The 17,163-nt window shown below is 72.7% G+C and carries 14 protein-coding genes; 9 read left to right on the top strand and 5 right to left on the bottom strand.

The genetic code is table 11. The features are described from left to right. Positions 1-128: 128 nt before the first annotated feature. Genes V7E46_RS07735 through thpR form a run of 3 tightly spaced genes read left to right on the top strand, consistent with a single transcriptional unit; the run spans position 129 to position 2,696 of the window. Positions 129-506 (top strand): MarR family winged helix-turn-helix transcriptional regulator, encoded by a 378-nt coding sequence (locus V7E46_RS07735; RefSeq protein WP_329182516.1) that lies wholly within the window; start codon positions 129-131, stop codon positions 504-506. Positions 507-546: 40 nt separating this feature from the next. Further along, entirely contained in the window at positions 547-2,085 is a 1,539-nt protein-coding gene (locus tag V7E46_RS07730; RefSeq protein WP_333767708.1) for an MFS transporter, read from the top strand. After that, positions 2,082-2,696: an RNA 2',3'-cyclic phosphodiesterase gene (gene thpR / locus V7E46_RS07725; protein WP_333767707.1), complete on the top strand. Its 615-nt coding sequence runs from the start codon at positions 2,082-2,084 to the stop codon at positions 2,694-2,696. The genes V7E46_RS07730 and thpR overlap by 4 nt, the downstream gene beginning before the upstream one ends. 142 nt (positions 2,697-2,838) lie before the next feature. Here thpR and V7E46_RS07720 read toward each other — a convergent pair whose 3' ends face one another. Both V7E46_RS07720 and V7E46_RS07715 read right to left on the bottom strand, forming a co-directional pair. Then, a complete protein-coding gene (locus V7E46_RS07720) occupies positions 2,839-3,834 on the bottom strand; it encodes an aldo/keto reductase (protein WP_333767706.1) in 996 nt (331 codons plus the stop codon). 68 nt (positions 3,835-3,902) lie between these two features. Further along, positions 3,903-4,583, bottom strand: coding sequence for a GDSL-type esterase/lipase family protein (locus tag V7E46_RS07715; protein ID WP_333767705.1), 681 nt, complete (start codon positions 4,581-4,583; stop codon positions 3,903-3,905). Between the two features lie 47 nt (positions 4,584-4,630). On the opposite strand from V7E46_RS07715, the gene V7E46_RS07710 reads away from it, so the two are divergent. Beyond that, on the top strand, positions 4,631-5,671 hold the full coding sequence (locus V7E46_RS07710) for a hypothetical protein (protein ID WP_333767704.1): 1,041 nt from the start codon (positions 4,631-4,633) through the stop codon (positions 5,669-5,671). Positions 5,672-5,718: 47 nt separating this feature from the next. Here the strand turns inward: V7E46_RS07710 and serC are convergent, their stop codons facing one another. After that, positions 5,719-6,837 (bottom strand): phosphoserine transaminase, encoded by a 1,119-nt coding sequence (gene serC / locus V7E46_RS07705; RefSeq protein ID WP_333767703.1) that lies wholly within the window; start codon positions 6,835-6,837, stop codon positions 5,719-5,721. Between the two features lie 170 nt (positions 6,838-7,007). Here serC and V7E46_RS07700 point away from each other — a divergent pair, with 170 nt between their 5' ends. Next, a complete protein-coding gene (locus V7E46_RS07700) occupies positions 7,008-9,905 on the top strand; it encodes an FAD-binding and (Fe-S)-binding domain-containing protein (protein ID WP_333767702.1) in 2,898 nt (965 codons plus the stop codon). Between the two features lie 199 nt (positions 9,906-10,104). Here V7E46_RS07700 and V7E46_RS07695 read toward each other — a convergent pair whose 3' ends face one another. Next, positions 10,105-11,205, bottom strand: a complete 1,101-nt coding sequence (locus tag V7E46_RS07695) for a citrate synthase 2 (RefSeq protein WP_333767701.1) — start codon at positions 11,203-11,205, stop codon at positions 10,105-10,107. Between the two features lie 249 nt (positions 11,206-11,454). Between V7E46_RS07695 and pdxH the strand changes: the two genes are divergently transcribed. Then, positions 11,455-12,090: a pyridoxamine 5'-phosphate oxidase gene (pdxH, locus tag V7E46_RS07690; protein WP_333767713.1), complete on the top strand. Its 636-nt coding sequence runs from the start codon at positions 11,455-11,457 to the stop codon at positions 12,088-12,090. A gap of 354 nt (positions 12,091-12,444) precedes the next feature. Then, positions 12,445-13,926: a PAS domain-containing protein gene (locus tag V7E46_RS07685; RefSeq protein WP_443054073.1), complete on the top strand. Its 1,482-nt coding sequence runs from the start codon at positions 12,445-12,447 to the stop codon at positions 13,924-13,926. 13 nt (positions 13,927-13,939) lie between these two features. Here V7E46_RS07685 and V7E46_RS07680 read toward each other — a convergent pair whose 3' ends face one another. Beyond that, on the bottom strand, positions 13,940-14,701 hold the full coding sequence (locus V7E46_RS07680; RefSeq protein ID WP_333767700.1) for an SIS domain-containing protein: 762 nt from the start codon (positions 14,699-14,701) through the stop codon (positions 13,940-13,942). Positions 14,702-15,038: 337 nt separating this feature from the next. On the opposite strand from V7E46_RS07680, the gene V7E46_RS07675 reads away from it, so the two are divergent. Further along, on the top strand, positions 15,039-15,731 hold the full coding sequence (locus V7E46_RS07675; protein ID WP_329178208.1) for a metal-dependent transcriptional regulator: 693 nt from the start codon (positions 15,039-15,041) through the stop codon (positions 15,729-15,731). 372 nt (positions 15,732-16,103) lie between these two features. Next, entirely contained in the window at positions 16,104-17,048 is a 945-nt protein-coding gene (locus tag V7E46_RS07670) for an alpha/beta fold hydrolase (RefSeq protein WP_333767711.1), read from the top strand. Positions 17,049-17,163 lie beyond the last annotated feature (115 nt).

The raw sequence follows: 17,163 nt of genomic DNA, 5'->3' as shown, positions 1-17,163 counted from the left end.
GGCCGGGGTCTCCCAGGCGGGGGGTGCGTGCAGAGTGTACTTAGGCTAGCTAATGAGCTAGACTAAAGAACGTGACCGAACTGTCCGAGGGCGACCGCACCGCAGTGAACGAGCTGCGGGGCGCAGTGATGCGGCTCTCCCGCCGTCTGCGCCACCAGCGCGTCGACGAGACGCTCAGCCCGACCGAGATGTCGGTGCTGGGCACCCTGACCCGCTGCGGCTCCGCCACCCCGGGGGAGCTGGCCCGCAAGGAGCATGTGCAGCCCCCGTCGATGACCCGCATCGTGGCGATGCTGGAGGCCAAGGGGCTCGTCCGCAGGGAACCGCACCCCGACGACCGCCGCCAGGTCGTGGTGAGCCGCACGGAACAGGCTGAGGCGATCCTCATCGAGAGCCGCGCCAAGCGGAACGCCTGGCTGGCCAAGCTCGCCGAAGGCCTCACGGAGGAGGAACTGGCCGTGATGCGCCAGGCGGCTCCCGTCCTCGAAAAGCTCGCGCACCTGTGACCCGAACACCAGGACCCGACGAGGGGGAGGCGAGTACCGATTGAGTTCGGCAGCCGGACCGGACACCGCAACCGAACCTGACCGTCCCGCGGACAAGAGGACGGGCACCTTCAGCTCGCTCAAGATCCGCAACTACCGGCTCTTCGCGACCGGCGCCGTGGTGTCCAACACCGGCACCTGGATGTCGCGAATAGCCCAGGACTGGCTGGTGCTCAGCATCACCGGATCCTCGTTCGCGGTGGGCATCACCACCGCGCTGCAGTTCCTGCCGATGCTGCTCTTCGGCCTCTACGGCGGAGTGCTCGCCGACCGCTACCCCAAGCGGCAGATCCTGCTGTGCACCCAGGCCGCGCTCGGCGTGCTCGGCCTGCTGCTGGCCGGGCTGACCCTGGGCGGCGTCGTCCAGGTCTGGCACGTCTACACGATCGCCTTCCTGCTCGGCGTCGTCACCGTCGTGGACAACCCCACCCGGCAGACCTTCGTGGCCGAGATGGTCGGCCCCGACGTGATGCGCAACGCCGTCTCCCTGAACGCCGCCAACTTCCAAGCCGCCCGGCTGGTCGGCCCGGCCGTCGCCGGTGTGCTGATCACCGCGGTCGGCAGCGGCTGGGCCTTCCTGATCAACGGCCTGTCCTTCATGGCCCCGCTGGCCGGCCTGCTGCTGATGCGCACCGCGGAACTGCACAAGATCGAGCGGGCGCCGCGCGGCAAGGGCCAGCTCCGCGAGGGCCTGCACTACGTCGCGGGCAAGCCCGAGCTGATCTGGCCGATCGTGCTGGTCGGCTTCATCGGCACCTTCGGCTTCAACTTCCCGATCTGGCTGTCCGCCTTCGCCAACAAGGTCTTCGACAGCGGCGCCGGCACCTACGGCCTGCTCAACACCCTGATGGCCGCCGGCTCCCTGCTCGGCGCGCTGCTCGCCGCCCGGCGCAGCCGCACCCGGCTGCGGATGCTGGTGGCCGCCGCCGCGGTCTTCGGCCTGCTGGAGGGCGCCGCGGCCGTCGCGCCGGTCTTCTGGCTGTTCGCCCTGCTGCTGGTGCCGATCGGCATCTTCGGGCTGACCTTCAACACCACCGCGAACGCCACCGTGCAGCTCGCCACCGAGCCCGTCATGCGCGGCCGGGTGATGAGCCTGTACATGATGGTCTTCGTCGGCGGCACCCCCATCGGCGGCCCGGTCATGGGCTGGGTCACCGACACCTACGGCGCCCGGGTCGGCTTCCTGTCCGGCGGCCTGATCTCCGCCGCCGCGGCCGTCACGGTCGGCCTCGTACTGGCCAGGGCGGCAGGTCTGCGCCCCCGGCTCGACCTCCGGCGCCACAATGGCCGGCCGCTGGTCTCCTTCGTCCCCCGCGCCGGCCGGCAGGCCCTGCCCGCCTCCGCCTCCGCCTCCGCCTCCGCCGACGACGACACGGCGACGTCGGACGGTGCCCGCGTGCCCCACGAGGGCGGGCCGGACCCGGTCGCGGGCTCGGATCCGGGTTCCGGCTCCGGCGCTGGTTCGGGCTCCGGCTCCGGCTCCGGCTCCGGCGGGAGCGGTACCGACGAGGCCGCGCCACGGCTGACCCCGGCCGTATGAGGCTGTTCGTGGCGGTGCTGCCGCCACCCGCCGCGGTCACCGGGCTGGCCGCGGCGCTGGACGGGCTGCACCGGCTGCCCGGCGCCCGCCAACTGCGCTGGACGGCACCCGCCGGCTGGCACTACACCCTGGCTTTTCTCGGTGAGGTGCCGGACGCCGTGCGCCCGGACCTCGGCGAACGGCTCGCCCGCGCCGCCTACCGCCACGAGCCCTGCGCGCTGCGTACGGCCGGCGGCGGGCGCTTCGGCGACCGGGCGCTGTGGACGGGCGCGGAAGGCGACCTGCGGGAACTGGGCGGCCTCGCCGACACCGTACGGGCGGCGGCGCGCAGGGCCGGAGCGCCCAGCGACGAGGAGCACGGCTTCCGGCCGCATCTGACGCTGGCCCGCGCCCCGAAGAACGCGCCCGTCGACCTGCGCCCCTTCGCCGCCGCGCTCACCGGCTTCCGCGGCACATCGTGGACCGCGGACACCCTCAGCCTGGTCGCCAGTACATTGCCGCGCTCCGGGGTGCCAGGGGCCCAGCCGGTCTACACCGTGGTGGACGCCTGGCCGCTGGGCGGGCCCGCCGCCCCGGTGCCCGGGCACGGGGCACCGGCCGCGGCCGGTTAACCTCGGAGGGTGGACCCCAAGACCCGTACCCGTGTGATGACCGCCGCCTTCGTCCTGATGCTCGTCGTGGTGGTCGTCGCCGCCGCGGTGCGCTGACCGCGGCGGCGACCCCTGGTACGGCCGACCGGCAGGCCGGGCGCCGCTACCAGGCGAAGGCCTCGGGGGACGGACCCGGGCCGGGGAAGATGTCTTCCAGGGCCGCCAGGAATTCCCCGGACAGCTCCAGCTCCACCGCCCGCAGCGCGGACTCCAGCTGGTCGGCGGTGCGCGGGCCGACGATCGGCCCGGTCACGCCGGGGCGGGTGAGCAGCCACGCCAGGCCCACATCGCCCGGCTGCAGCCCGTGCTTGTCGCACAGGTCCTCGTACGCCTCGATCTTGGCGCGCTGCGCCTGGTCGGCCAGCGCGTCGGCGGCCCGTCCGCCGACCGAGCGCGACCCGCCGCCCTCGCGCTGCTTGCGCAGCACACCGCCCAGCAGACCGCCGTTCAGCGGCGACCACGGGATGACGCCGAGGCCGTAGTGCTGCGCCGCCGGGACCACCTCCATCTCCGCGCGCCGCTCCGCCAGGTTGTACAGGCACTGCTCGGAGGTCAGCCCGAGCGAGCCGCGGCGCCTGGCGGCCTCGTTGGCCTGGGCGATGTGCCAGCCGGCGAAGTTGCTCGACCCGGCGTAGAGGATCTTGCCCTGGGTGACCAGGACGTCGATGGCCTGCCAGATCTCGTCCCAGGGGGTGTCCCGGTCGACGTGGTGGAACTGGTACAGGTCGATGTAGTCGGTGCCCAGCCGCTTGAGGCTGGCGTCCACCGCCCGGCGGATGTTCAGGGCGGAGAGCTTGTCCTGGTTGGGCCAGGGATCGCCCTCGGCGGCCATGCTGCCGTAGACCTTGGTGGCCAGCACGGTCTTGTCGCGGCGGGCGCCGCCCTTGGCGAACCAGCTGCCGACGATCTCCTCGGTGCGGCCCTTGTTCTCGCCCCAGCCGTAGACGTTGGCCGTGTCGAAGAAGTTGACGCCCGCGCTGAGCGCCGCGTCCATGATCGCGTGGCTGTCCGCCTCATCGGTCAGCGGACCGAAGTTCATGGTGCCGAGCACCAGACGGCTGACCTTGAGACCCGTACGTCCGAGCTGTGTGTACTCCATGGCTTCCAGCCAAGCCCTTCGAGTGCGCTCGAATCAAGAGGACATGGCGGCGGTCGGCACGAACGGCGTCAGCACCCGGCGTAAGGCGTCCCGATGTCCCAGGCCTGGTACATGGCGTCGGCGAAGGCCGCCGCCAACTTGTGCTCCCCTGCCGCGTTGGGATGGGTGCCGTCGTAGGTGTGGAGCAGGATGTCGTAGCCCTCGGGGCGTGAGGCCATCAGCAGGGGCGAGGTGGGCGAGTCGTGGTCGGCGACCGCCTTGGCCATCAGGGCGTTCAGCTCGGCGCACTGGTCGGCGAAGCCCGGGTCCAGGTCGGCGCGGGTGTTGGGGATCACCGGCAGCAGCACCATCCGCAGCCGCGGCGCCGCGGTACGGGCCGTGGTGATGAAGCGCTTCACATTGGCGGCGGTCTGCCCGGCGTCGGTGTAGAAGCCGAGGTCGATCAGGCCGAGCGACACCAGCAGCACGTCGGGCCGGTGCTCGCGGACGACGTCGCCGATCACCGGCGCCAGGTGCGTCCAGCCCTCACCCCAGCCCGCCAGATGGCGCCTGGCGCGCGGCGGGAACGACGGGTCGGCGTAGTCGGCGGACACCGCGGCGTCCGCCGCCGGCTCGTAGAGCCCGTCGCGCGGGCCGACCACGGAGAAGGGCTCGCCTAGCGTGCACAGGTGCTGCCACATCCGGTAGCGCCAGGTGTAGTCGCCGGCGGCGCCAACGGTCATGGAGTCCCCGACGAAGAGGTAACGCATGCCGGGCATCATCCCCGACCGCCCGCCGACCGGGGACACTGGGGGGCATGCGCGTCCACCTCCCGACAGCCGCCGCCTGCGCCGCCCTCGCCCTGGCCTGGGGCTGCGCGCTGCCCGCCGCCGCGGACGCCGGGCCGTCCACGGCCTTCACGATCACCGACCCCCGCATCACCGAGTCCAGCGGCCTGGCCGCCAGCCACCTGCACCCCGGTGTGTACTGGACGCACAACGACAGCAGCGACGGCCCCTACGTCTACGCCGTCGACTCGGCCACCGGCAAGACCGTCGCCAGGGTGACGATGCGCGGCATTCACCCCCGGGACGTCGAGGCCATATCACTCGGCCCGAACGGCGACCTCTACGTCGGCGACATCGGCGACAATCTCGGCGGCGCCTGGCACGAGGTGTGGATCTACCGCTTCCACGAGCCCGCCCGGCTGCAAGACCAGACCGTGGACGTCACCCGCTACACCGTCCGCTACGACGCCGGGCCGCGCAATGCCGAGGCGCTGATGGTGCAGCCGAAGACCGGCCGGGTCTACATCGCCAGCAAGAACGAGGACGGCGGCGGCCTCTACCGCGGTCCGGCCGAGCTGAGCACCCACGGCGTCAACGTCTTCCGCCGGATCGCCGATGTGCCGTGGGTGACCGACGGGGCGTTCTCGCCCGACGGCAGCCGCCTGGTGCTGCGCGGCTATTTCTGGGCCGCCGAATACCGCTGGGTCGGCGGCGCCCCGCACAAGCTCACCGACCTCACCGTGCCCATGCAGCGGCAGGGCGAGGCGGTGACCTTCACGCCGGACGGCAGGGCGCTGATGTACGGCAGTGAGGGCAGGAGCAGCCAGGTGTGGCGAGCGCCGCTGTCCGGCGCGGAACTGCCCGACAGCGTGCCGGCCGCCTCTGCCGGCACAACGAAGGGCGCCGGGGGCACGCAGGGGGGCGGAAAAGGCCAGGGCGGTGCGGCGGCCCAGGACCCGCCGCCGTCGTCCGGTGGCGGCAATGGCAAAACGCTGGGCTTCGGGGCGCTCGCGCTCGTCGGCGTGCTGGGCCTCGGCCTGCGCCGGGCGATACGCCGCCGCCGGGCCTGAGGCCCGGCGGCGGGGCCGGTGCGGTGCGGTGCGGGCCGGTCAGCCGGTCAGAGCCGGCCGATGACGTAGTCGATGCTGGCGGTCAGCGCCTCGACGTCGGCCGGGTCGACGGCCGGGAACATCGCCACCCGCAGCTGGTTGCGGCCCAGCTTGCGGTAGGGCTCGGTGTCCACGATGCCGTTCGCCCGCAGCACCTTTGCCACCGCGGCGGCGTCGATCCCGTCCTCGAAGTCGATGGTGCCGACGACCTGCGAACGCTGCGCCGGGTCCGTCACGAACGGCGTCGCGTAGGACGCCTTCTCGGCCCAGCCGTACAGCCGCGACGACGAGTCGGCGGTGCGCTCGGTGGCCCAGCTCAGGCCGCCCTGCCCGTTGATCCACTCCAGCTGCTCCTTGAGCAGGAAGAGGGTGGTCAGCGCGGGGGTGTTGTACGTCTGGTTCTTCTGCGAGTTGTCGATCGCGGTCGGCAGGTCGAAGAACGCCGGGATGTGCCGGCCGGAGGCGGCGATCGATGCGGCGCGCTCCAGAGCGGCGGGGGAGAACGCGGCGATCCACAGGCCGCCGTCGGCCGCGAAGGACTTCTGCGGCGCGAAGTAGTAGACGTCGGTCTCCGCGATGTCGACCGGCAGGCCGCCCGCGCCCGAGGTGGCGTCCACCAGGACCAGGGCCCCGGCGTCCGCGCCCGCGACCCGGCGGATCGGAGCGGCGACACCCGTCGACGTCTCGTTGTGCGTCAGGGCGTAGACGTCCACGCCTGCTTCGGCGGCCGGCTCCGGGTGGGTGCCGGGCTCGGACTTGACGATCGTCGGCTCGTCCAGCCACGGCGCGAGCTGGGACGCCTTGGCGAACTTCGACGAGAACTCACCGAAGGACAGGTGCTGGGACTTGTTGCCGATCAGGCCGTGGGTCGCGATGTCCCAGAACGCGGTGGACCCGCCGTTGCCGAGCACCACCTCGTAGCCGTCCGGCAGGGAGAACAGCTGCTTGACGCCCTCGCGGACCTGTCCGACCAGGTTCTTCACCGGCGCCTGCCGATGGGAGGTGCCGAGCAGGGACGTCCCGGTGGCGGCCAGGGCGTCGAGCGCCTGCGTCCGCACCTTGGAGGGGCCCGACCCGAATCGACCGTCGGCGGGCTTGATGTCAGCGGGAATCTGGATATCGGCCACGAGCGCAGCGTAGCCCGTTACGGGGCCGTTTCCGCGGGCGTTCCATCCGGTGAGACGCCCCGTCCGTGACCTTGGACGGGGCGGATTGCCGGCCGCGGCTTCGTCCACCACGTCGCGCGGTTTCTCGTGCCGGGGCGCCCAGGAGCGGGGGGTCGGGCAAGGTGATGGGTATGACGGATGCTCGGGTCGGCGAGGTGGAGCGGGCGCTGCGGGGGGCCGTGCGCGGGGCGGTCGAATGGGACGCGGGGGCGCGGGCGGTGATGACGATGGACGCGTCCAACTACCGCAAGGTGCCGCTGGGGGTGGTGGCGCCCGTGGACGCGGCGGACGTGGCCGCGGCGCTCGGAGTGTGCCGTGAGTACGGCGTGCCGGTGACCGCGCGGGGCGGCGGGACGTCGATCGCCGGGCAGGCCATCGGCACCGGCGTCGTCATGGACTTCACCCGGCACATGAACCGGCTGCTGGAGATCGACGCCGACGCGCGGACCGCCCGGGTACAGCCCGGCCTGGTGCTCGACGATCTGCGGCGGGCCGCCGCCCCGCACGGCCTGACCTTCGGGCCCGACCCGTCCACCCACAGCCGCTGCACCCTCGGCGGCATGATCGGCAACAACGCGTGCGGCTCGCACTCGGTGGCCTGGGGGACCACCGCCGACAACGTGCGCGCGCTGGACGTCCTCACCTACCGCGGCGAGGCAACCCGGCTCGGCGCCCCTGCCGGCGGTGCCGGTCTGCCGGACCGGCTGCGGGACGGGCTCGCCGGGCTGGCGGACGGCAATCTGGCGTTGCTGCGCACCGGCTTCCCGCAGCTGCCGCGCCGCATCTCCGGATACGCTCTCGACCGGCTGCTGCCCGAGCACGGCAGGGACGCGGCGCGTGCCTTCACCGGCAGTGAGGGGACGCTGGGCGTCCTGACCGAGGCGACCGTGGAGCTGGTGCCCACGCCGGGTGCGCGGGCGCTCGCGGTGCTCGGCTACACCGACGAGAGCGCCGCGGCGCAGGCCGCCCACCTGCTCTTGCCGCTGCGGCCGTTGACGGTCGAGGGGATGGCCGCCGACCTGGTGGGGCAGGCCGCGGCGGCGGAACTGCCCCGCGGCGGTGCCTGGCTGTTCGTGGAGACCGGCGGCGACAGCCGGGCCCAGGCCCAGGCCCGGGCCCGGGAGATCTGCCGGGCGGCCGACGGCGTGACCGGTCACGCCGTCGTCGCCGACCCCGCGCGGCAGCGCGCCCTGTGGCGGATCCGGGAGGACGCGGCCGGCACCGCCACACGCATGCCCGACGGCACCGAGGCATGGCCGGGCTGGGAGGACTGCGCGGTTCCTCCCGCCCGGCTGGGCGCCTACCTGCGGGACTTCCGGGCCCTGCTGGCCGATCACGGGCTGCGCGGCGCGCCCTACGGCCACTTCGGCGACGGATGCGTGCATGTACGGATCGACTTCGACCTCGTCGATCCGGCGGGCGTCGCACGCTTCCGCCGCTTCTCCGGGGCCGCCGCGGACCTAGTGGTGTCGCACGGCGGCTCGCTCTCCGGCGAGCACGGCGACGGCCGGGCGCGCGCCGAACTGCTGCCGAAGATGTACGGCCCGGAGCTGATCGCACTCTTTTCAGATTTCAAGGATCTCTGGGATCCGGACGGCGGGATGAATCCGGGAACGCTCGTGCGTCCCGATCCCATTGATAGCAACCTGCGCTTCGCGGCGCTGCCGTCCGCCACCTCAGGACCCGTCGATGTGGAATTCACTTATCCGGGTGACGGCGGTGATTTCGTTGCCGCCGTCCGCCGCTGCGTGGGAGTGGCCAAATGTCGTACCTCGGCGGACGTCGGTGACGCCGGTTCGGCTGTCATGTGCCCGTCGTTCCGGGTCACCGGGGAGGAGCGGCACTCCACCCGCGGCCGGGCCAGACTGCTGCACGAGATGCTGGCGGGGGAGGTCGTCACCGACGGCTGGAAGTCCCCGGAGGTCAAGGAAGCACTGGATCTGTGCCTGTCCTGCAAGGGCTGCCGGTCGGACTGCCCGGTGGAGGTGGACATGGCCACGTACAAAGCGGAATTCCTTCATCATCACTATCGGGGGCGGCTGCGGCCGCGGGCGCACTACTCGATGGGCTGGCTCCCGGTGTGGCTGAATATCGCCCAAAAGTTCGCCCGGCCGTTCAATTTCCTTGGCAGGATTCGGTCAACCGCCTGGCTGGCGAAACGTATCGCCGGAATCGCGAATGAGCGCGAACTGCCCGAACTGGCGCCCGAGACATTCACTCGATGGTGGGACACCGACGACACGGACGAGGGACGGCGGGGCCCCTCCGGCGGTTCGCCGTCCGGGCCGCGCGCGGTCGTTCTGTGGCCCGACACCTTCACCGACCACCTCTCGCCCGAGGCCGGACGCGCCGCGGTGCGGGTGCTGCGGGCGGCAGGACTGCGCGTCTCGATCCCGCCCGCCGCGGTCTGCTGCGGTCTGACCTGGGTCTCCACCGGTCAGCTCGACCGCGCGCGTACCGTCATGCGGCGCACCCTCGACCGGCTCGCGCCGGTCCTCGACGCGGGCCTGCCGCTGGTCGTGCTCGAACCGAGCTGCGCCGCCGCCCTGCGCGCCGACCTGCCGGAACTGCTCGGTGCCCGCGATCCGCGGGCCGCCCGGCTCGCCGCCTCGGTGCGGACCCTCGCCGAGGCGCTGGAGGAATACGCGCCCGGCTGGGACCCGCCGCGCCTGGACCGTACGGCGGTAGGTCAGACGCACTGCCACCAGCACGCGGTGCTCGGCGACGCCGCCGACCGCCGGCTGCGCCAACGCGCGGGCCTGACCGGTGAGCTGACCGGCGGCTGCTGCGGACTCGCCGGCAACTTCGGCTTCGAGGAAGGGCACTACGAGGTGTCGGCGGCCTGTGCGCGGGAGGCGCTGCTGCCGGCGCTGGAAGCCGCCGGGCCGGACGCGGTCGTGCTGGCGGACGGTTTCTCCTGCCGCACCCAGATCGCCCAGCTCGCCGGCGGCCCGACCGCGCGCCACCTCGCCGAAGTCCTCGCGGAGGGGCTGGACGACCGGGCACGCGGTGACCGTCCGGCCGGGTAGCGCCGGGGCACCTGACGGACGGTCCGCGCACCGGACGACGGAGTCTGCGGCAATGCGGCGAGCCCGGACGGCGGTTGATCCGCCGGCCGGAACGGCGTGGAGCGCCCGGGCGCCCTGAGCGCGGGAGTGCGCAATCCGCGGCCATGTGCCGCGGCCGCATACCCGGCGAGACCAGCCCGCCGGGTATGCGGCCGACGGATCAGGACGCGACGGTGGGATCCCCCTCGATGTCGTGCAGGCTGCGGGTGCCGGGGCCGGTGTAGCGGGCCGAGGGGCGGACCAGGCGGCCGGTGCGTTTCTGCTCCAGAATGTGGGCCGACCAGCCCGCCGTACGGGCGCAGGTGAACATCGACGTGAACATCTGCGCGGGCACCTCGGCGAAGTCCAGCACGATCGCGGCCCAGAATTCCACGTTCGTGGCCAGGACGCGGTCCGGGCGCCGCTCGTGCAGCTCGGCGAGCGCCGCCTTCTCCAGCGCCTCCGCCACCTCGAAGCGCGGTGCGCCCAGTTCGCGGGCGGTGCGGCGCAGGACGCGGGCCCGCGGGTCCTCGGCGCGGTAGACGCGGTGGCCGAAGCCCATCAGGCGCTCGCCCCTGTCGAGCGCGGCCTTCACGTAGGCCTTGGCGTCGCCGGTGCGCTCGATCTCCTCGATCATGCCGAGGACGCGGGACGGAGCGCCGCCGTGCAGCGGTCCCGACATGGCGCCGACGGCGCCGGACAGGGCCGCGGCCACATCGGCGCCGGTGGAGGCGATGACGCGGGCGGTGAAGGTCGAGGCGTTCATGCCGTGCTCGGCCGCCGACGTCCAGTACGCGTCCACCGCGGCGACATGCCGCGGGTCCGGTTCGCCGCGCCAGCGGATCATGAAGCGCTCGGTAATGGACCGCGCCTTGTCGATCTCCTGCTGCGGCACCATCGGCAGCCCCTGTCCGCGGGCGGACTGGGCGACATAGGACAGCGCCATGACCGCGGCCCGGGCGAGATCGTCGCGGGCCTCGTCCGCGTCGATGTCGAGCAGCGGGCGCAGCCCCCAGACCGGGGCGAGCATGGCCAGCGCGGACTGCACGTCCACCCGGATGTCACCGGAGTGCACGGGGATCGGGAACGGCTCGGCAGGCGGCAGCCCCGGGTCGAACCTCCCGTCGACCAGTAGGCCCCACACATTGCCGAAGCTCACATGCCCGACCAGCTCCTCGATGTCGACACCGCGGTAGCGCAGTGATCCGCCTTCCCTGTCGGGTTCGGCGATCTCCGTCTCGAACGCGACGACTCCTTCGAGTCCGGGTACGAAGTCGGACATGCGGCGGCTCCTCTTGATGGGGTCGATGCTCGTGGCAGTACGGCTCTCCGGTCATGCCCCGTCACCGGAGCGCGCACCCTGCTCCATTCGGACCAGCCATTCTCGCGGCATGTGGACATGTCAGAAAGCGTGAGATGCCGCACACCTGCGCGACCGGCGCGTGCGTGCAGCGCACCTCCCGTGCGCTGGGAAGATGGACGCGTGCGAGAACCAGATGACGACCAGCCGGTCGGGTCCGACCCGGCCGCCATGCGCAAGCGCTACCGGACGACCGGTATCACCGAGGACGACCTGGCGGCCGAACCGTACGCCCAGTTCGCCCGCTGGTTCGCGGACGCCGTCGCCGCCACCGAGGCGGGCGTCATCACGGAACCCAACGCCATGGTGCTGTCGACCGCCGACGCAAACGGCCTGCCCAGCTCCCGCACGGTCCTGCTCAAGGCGTACGACCCGCGCGGATTCGTCTTCTTCAGCAACCGCGAATCCCGCAAGGGCCGCGCGCTCGCCGCCAACCCGCGGGCCTCGCTGCTCTTCCCGTGGCACCCCATCGCCCGCCAGGTCATCATCAGCGGGGACGTCACAAGGGTGTCGCCGGAGGAGACCGCCGCCTATTTCCACAGCCGTCCGCACGGCTCGCAGGTCGGCGCATGGGCGAGCGAGCAGTCCAGCGTGGTCGGCTCCCGGGCGGTGCTGGAGAAGAGCTACGCCGAGATGGCCGCCCGCTGGCCGGAGGGCGCCGCCGTGCCGGTGCCGCCGTCCTGGGACGGCTTCCGGGTCGAGGCGGCCACCGTCGAATTCTGGCAGGGCCGGGAGAACCGGCTGCACGACCGGCTGCGGTATGTACGCGAGGCCGACGGGTGGTCGGTGGAGCGGCTGGCGCCGTAGCGCGGCGCCTTCGTCGTACGGCGGCGGGCTGCGGCGTACCCCGTCGCATATTGCCGCGGCCATCGCGTACGGCGGCCGGGCCGGGCGCATTGCCGCGGGCCGCCTGCCGCGCGTGAACGCGAACGACCCGCGGGCTGCTCCCCGGAGCCTGGCGGCTCCGAGCACCGGCCGGACAAGTCCGACGAGCCCGCGGGTCGGGTGAACTGCGTGGGATTGGCGCGCATCGCGCACGCCCAGCGTGCGGAGCTAGCCCGCAGTCACCTCACGTGTCCGACTGCAACTCATGCTTCAGACCACCTCCCTTCGTGTGTGCCGCAACATTAGGAAGACGCCAGGGAACAGCACAACCGATTTATGCAAAGAGCGTGTGACGCAGCCCACACGGGGGTTGAATGTGGTGACGTGCAGCCTTTCGATGCGCAACCCAAACCGCTGGGCGACGGCAGCAGCGATGACGACACCGGCGGCTCGGCAGAGGTTCCGGCTCCGGCGGGCGCCGTAAGGCACGAGGGCGACGAGCAGCTGCTCGCTGCGCTGCTCGACGGCATGGAGGCGGGCCTGTGCGCCTTCGACCGCACGGGTGTGATCACGCACTGGAATGCCGAGGCGGCCCGGATCCTCGGCTGGAGCGCGGACGACGCGGTCGGGCGGCGCGGCTTCGCCGGATGGGCGGCGCGTTCCTCCGACGCGGCCGAGGCCGAGCAGAGGCTGCTGGGCGTGATGGATTCCGCCGGTCGCCAGGTGCACGAATTCGCCCTGCTGACCAAGGACGGACGCCGGGTGCTGGTACGCACCCAGTCCGCGGTGGTGCAGGGCGCTGACGGGCGCCCCGCAGGGGCCTACTGCGCCTTTTCCGAGGTCCATGTGCAGATCGACCTCGAGCGTTCCATCGCGCTCAGCGAGGCGCTCTTCACGGACGCGTCCTGGGGCGTGGTGGTGATAGACGCGGACCTGCGCCCGGCCGTCGTCAATGCGAAGGCCGCCCGCTTGCTCCAGACCGGCCGGGAGGAGCTGCTGGGCCGCCCGCTGCGCGATCTGCTCACCCTGGGCGTGGAGGAGCTGGAGAACGCCCTGCAGCACGTCCTCGCCGAGGGGGCACCGCCCGCCACCACCGACCTGTGGCTGGCGCTGAGCGCGGACCAGGAGAACAAGCGCCGCTGCTGGCGCAGCGGATTCGTCCGGCTCGGCTCGCCGCTCGGTGAGGAACCGGTGCCGCTGGGCGTCGGGTGGCTGTTCATCGACATCACCCGGCAGAAGTCGGTGGAGACCGACGGCGCACAGGTCAGGTTCCGCTATCAGCAGCTCCACCGCGCCGACCGTGCCGCGGCCGAATGCGGCACCGCCCTGGAGGCGGCGGCGCTGCACCTGGACTTCGCGCTGGCCGGATTCGCCGACCACGCGCTGCTCGACCTCGCCGACGGCGCCGAACGCCTGATACGGATCGCGGCCACCCCCACGGGCGAGCCGGGCCCGTGCGAGCTGGAGCCGGGCGCGGCGGAGAGCGGCATCCCGGTGGGCTACCCGCTCGCCCACCCGGCGCTCCAGGCGCTCGAAAGGGCCGGCACCGTACGGACGAGTTTCGGGGCCCGGCCCGCGGCGGAGAATGCCGCGGAATTGCGGATCGACGAATGGGCCGCGGACAGGCGCTGGCCGCCGGGGACGGTGCACGGGCTGGTCACGGTGCTGCGCAGCCGCGGCCGTACGGTCGGGGCGCTGACCTTTCTCCGCGGCCCGGGGCGCCGCCTGTTCGACCGCGCGGACGCGGCCTATGCGGAGGATGTGGCCGCGCGGGTCGCGATGGCGCTGGACCTGGCGGGGCTCGCGGGCGAGCGGTGACCCGCGGCCGCGGTCAGTGGCGGAAGAAGATCCGGTCGCGGTACTGCTCGAAGATCCGGCCGTTCCAGTCGTGGCCGCCGTCCACATTGCCCGAGCGCAGCATGGGCGGGGTGAGGCCGCGCTCCGCCAGATCGGTGGCGGCGGTGGCGACGACCGCCTGCATCAGGGCGCTGGTGACAACGGTGGACGCCGGGCCGAACGGCGCGGGAATGGCGTCGTCGGACAGTTCGGCGTCCCCGACCGCGATCTTGGAGTCGAGCACGATGTGGCAGTGGTCCTTGAGGAAGGTGCCGGACACGTGCCGCGAAGTGGTCTGCTCGGCATAGGCGACCGAGGTGACCCCGATGACGGTCAGGCCGAGCGCCCGGCCGTTCTGCGCCATCTCGACCGGCAGCGAATTGCGGCCGGACAGCGAGATCACGAACAGCACGTCGCCGCGCTGGACCGGACTGGTGTCGAGGACCACCCCCGCGAGGCCGTCGACCCGCTCCAGGGCGCTCCCCAGGGTGGCGGGCATGACGTCCACGCCGACGACTCCCGGCACGGCCAGCAGGTTGATCAGGGCGAGGCCGCCGGCCCGGTAGACGACGTCCTGGGCGGGCAGCGAGGAGTGTCCCGCGCCGAAGACGAAGACCCGCCCGCCGGAGGCGATGGCGTCGGCGACAGCGGTCCCGGCGGCCTTGATGGCAGGCGCCTCCTCGTCGCGCACCCGGCGCAGCAAGCCGATCGCGGCGTCGAAATACCGGTCGGCCAGGTCCTCGCGGGGCTCAGTCATGCGGATCACCGTGGTGCCAGGGCGCGGCCGGTGTCAAGAAACCGGCGGTGGCGGATCCCGGAGAAGTCATGTGCGGGGCCCGGAGCCGCCCGATGGTCCACACTGTGGACGCGTGGGGCGGCTCATGACAACTGTCGTGGCGGGTTCCCTGCGCCGGGCCGGGCGGCACCGTCGCCGCTCCGTGCCCGCTCAGGGCCGCTTTCCCGGATTTCCCGGGCCGCCCGGCGCCCGAAGTGCCGGGTTCACCAGTGGTGCGGGTGCTCACAGCGGGGCCGGTTGTCGGTGCCATGCGTCACAATTGTCCACAGGGCCACGCACGAGTTGACGAGGGGCGCGCATGTCCGGACTGATCGACACGACGGAGATGTATCTCCGCACCATCCTGGAGCTGGAGGAGGAGGGTGTGGTCCCCATGCGCGCCCGAATCGCCGAGCGGCTCGACCAGAGCGGCCCGACGGTCTCCCAGACGGTGGCGCGCATGGAGCGGGACGGGCTGCTGCACGTGGCCGGTGACCGCCATCTGGAACTGACGGAGGAGGGCCGCCGCACGGCCACCCGCGTGATGCGCAAGCACCGCATCGCGGAGTGTCTGCTGGTCGACGTGATCGGCCTCGAATGGGAGCAGGTGCACGCCGAGGCGTGTCGCTGGGAGCACGTGATGAGCGAGGCCGTCGAGCGGCGGGTGCTCGAACTGCTGCAGCACCCCACGGAGTCGCCGTACGGCAACCCGATCCCGGGGCTTGAGGAGCTGGGCGAGGAGGGCCAGGCCGATCCGTTCCTGGAGGACGGCATGGTGAGCCTGAACGACCTCAAGCCGGGCTCGGTCGCGGCCAGTGTGGTCGTGCGCAGGATCGGCGAGCCGATCCAGACCGACGCTCAGGTGATGTACACCCTGCGGCGGGCCGGCGTGCAGCCCGGCGCGGTGGTGAGCGTGACCAACTCGCCCGGGGGTGTGCTGGTCGGCAGCGGCGGCGAGGCCGCCGAGCTGGACGCGGACGTCGCCTCGCACGTCTTCGTCGCCAAGCGGTAGGACTCCCGCCGGCGATCGGCCACCGCACTGGACGAGAGGCCGCCCCGGCGCCGTTACGACGGCGCCGGGGCGGCCTTTCCCCTCCCTTGTCCCTCCCCGTCGGACCCCTGTGGAGGAGCCGGGACCCCGAGCTTCCCGGGACCTCCGCGCGACCGGCTTCCCCCGCGCCGCGCCCCGCTGAAGATCTCCCCTGGGCCCGGGCCGCCAATCCTTGAGGGTTGTCACTCGAACGAGCGGTGTTGGGCGCGTGAAGCCCTTGTTCGAATAAAGGTTCGATAGCGTGGGCCGGGAAGACGCAAGGAGACAGCACCAGGACGGACGACGACCGGAAGGAAGGGGGCGCGGCACATGAGGCAGCACGTGGACCAGCACATCACCAGGCGCTTCGAAGTCACGGGAGCCGGTGGCATCCGCCTCGCGGCCTGGGACTACGCGGCGGCTGCCGCCACCGCGGGTGATGCGGCCGGGCCCGCGCCGGTCCCCCCGGCCCGGCCGGGAGGCTGCCCAGGACCCGGACCTGGCGCCGACACCCGCCCCGGCGTCCTGCTGCTGCACGGGCTGCTCGGCCGGGCCTCGCACTGGGCGGCGACCGCGCGGCGGCTCGCACCGCGTTATCGGGCGCTGGCACTCGACCAGCGCGGGCACGGCCGTAGCGAGCGCCCCGAAGGGCCGTATTCGACGGAGGCGTATCTCGACGACGCCATCGCCGCCGTCGAGCAGCTCGGCCTGGCACCGGTCACCGTGATCGGCCACTCCATGGGCGCGCTCACCGCCTGGCAGCTGGCGGCCTGCCGTCCCGACCTTGTCGCCGCCGTCGTCATCTGCGACATGCGGGCCGCCGCGCTGGGCGAGGCCGGGCAGCGCGAGTGGGAGGACTGGATCCGGTCCTGGCCGCTGCCCTTCGCCACCCTCGGCGACGCCCGCCACTGGTTCGGGGAGCAGGATGCCTGGGCCGATCCGCCGAACCCGGTGCGCGGCGACTTCTTCGCCGAGGTCATGGCGGAGGCCGACGACGGATGGCGTCCGCAGTACGCCCGGCAGCATCTGCTGCGCTCGCGCGACACCTGGATACGTGACGCGCACTGGGACGAGCTGGCCGGTGTCGAGTGCCCCGCGCTGGTGGTCCGCGGACTCGACGGGAAGCTGGGGCGGGCCGAGGCCCAGGAGATGGTCCGGGTACTGCCCCGCGGCCGTTACGCCGAGATAGCCGACGCGGGCCACCTCGTCCCGTGGGACCAGCCCGACGCGTGGTGCGACGCGGTCGAACGGTTTCTGCGGGAGGCGGTGCGGGAACCGGAGGGCGCGGCCCCGGCGTGACAGCAATCAGGGGCGGACGGGGGTGCGCGACCGGCGTGAGGGTGCTGTGAGGACTCGGTGACACATGGCGGCGTCGGCGGACGGCGCGGCGGCCGGGCCCCGAAGGCGGTCGGAC

Source organism: Streptomyces sp. IBSBF 2435 (genome assembly GCF_036815005.1).
Classification (GTDB): Bacteria; Actinomycetota; Actinomycetes; order Streptomycetales; family Streptomycetaceae; genus Actinacidiphila.
This window is presented reverse-complemented; position numbering and strand designations above follow the sequence as displayed.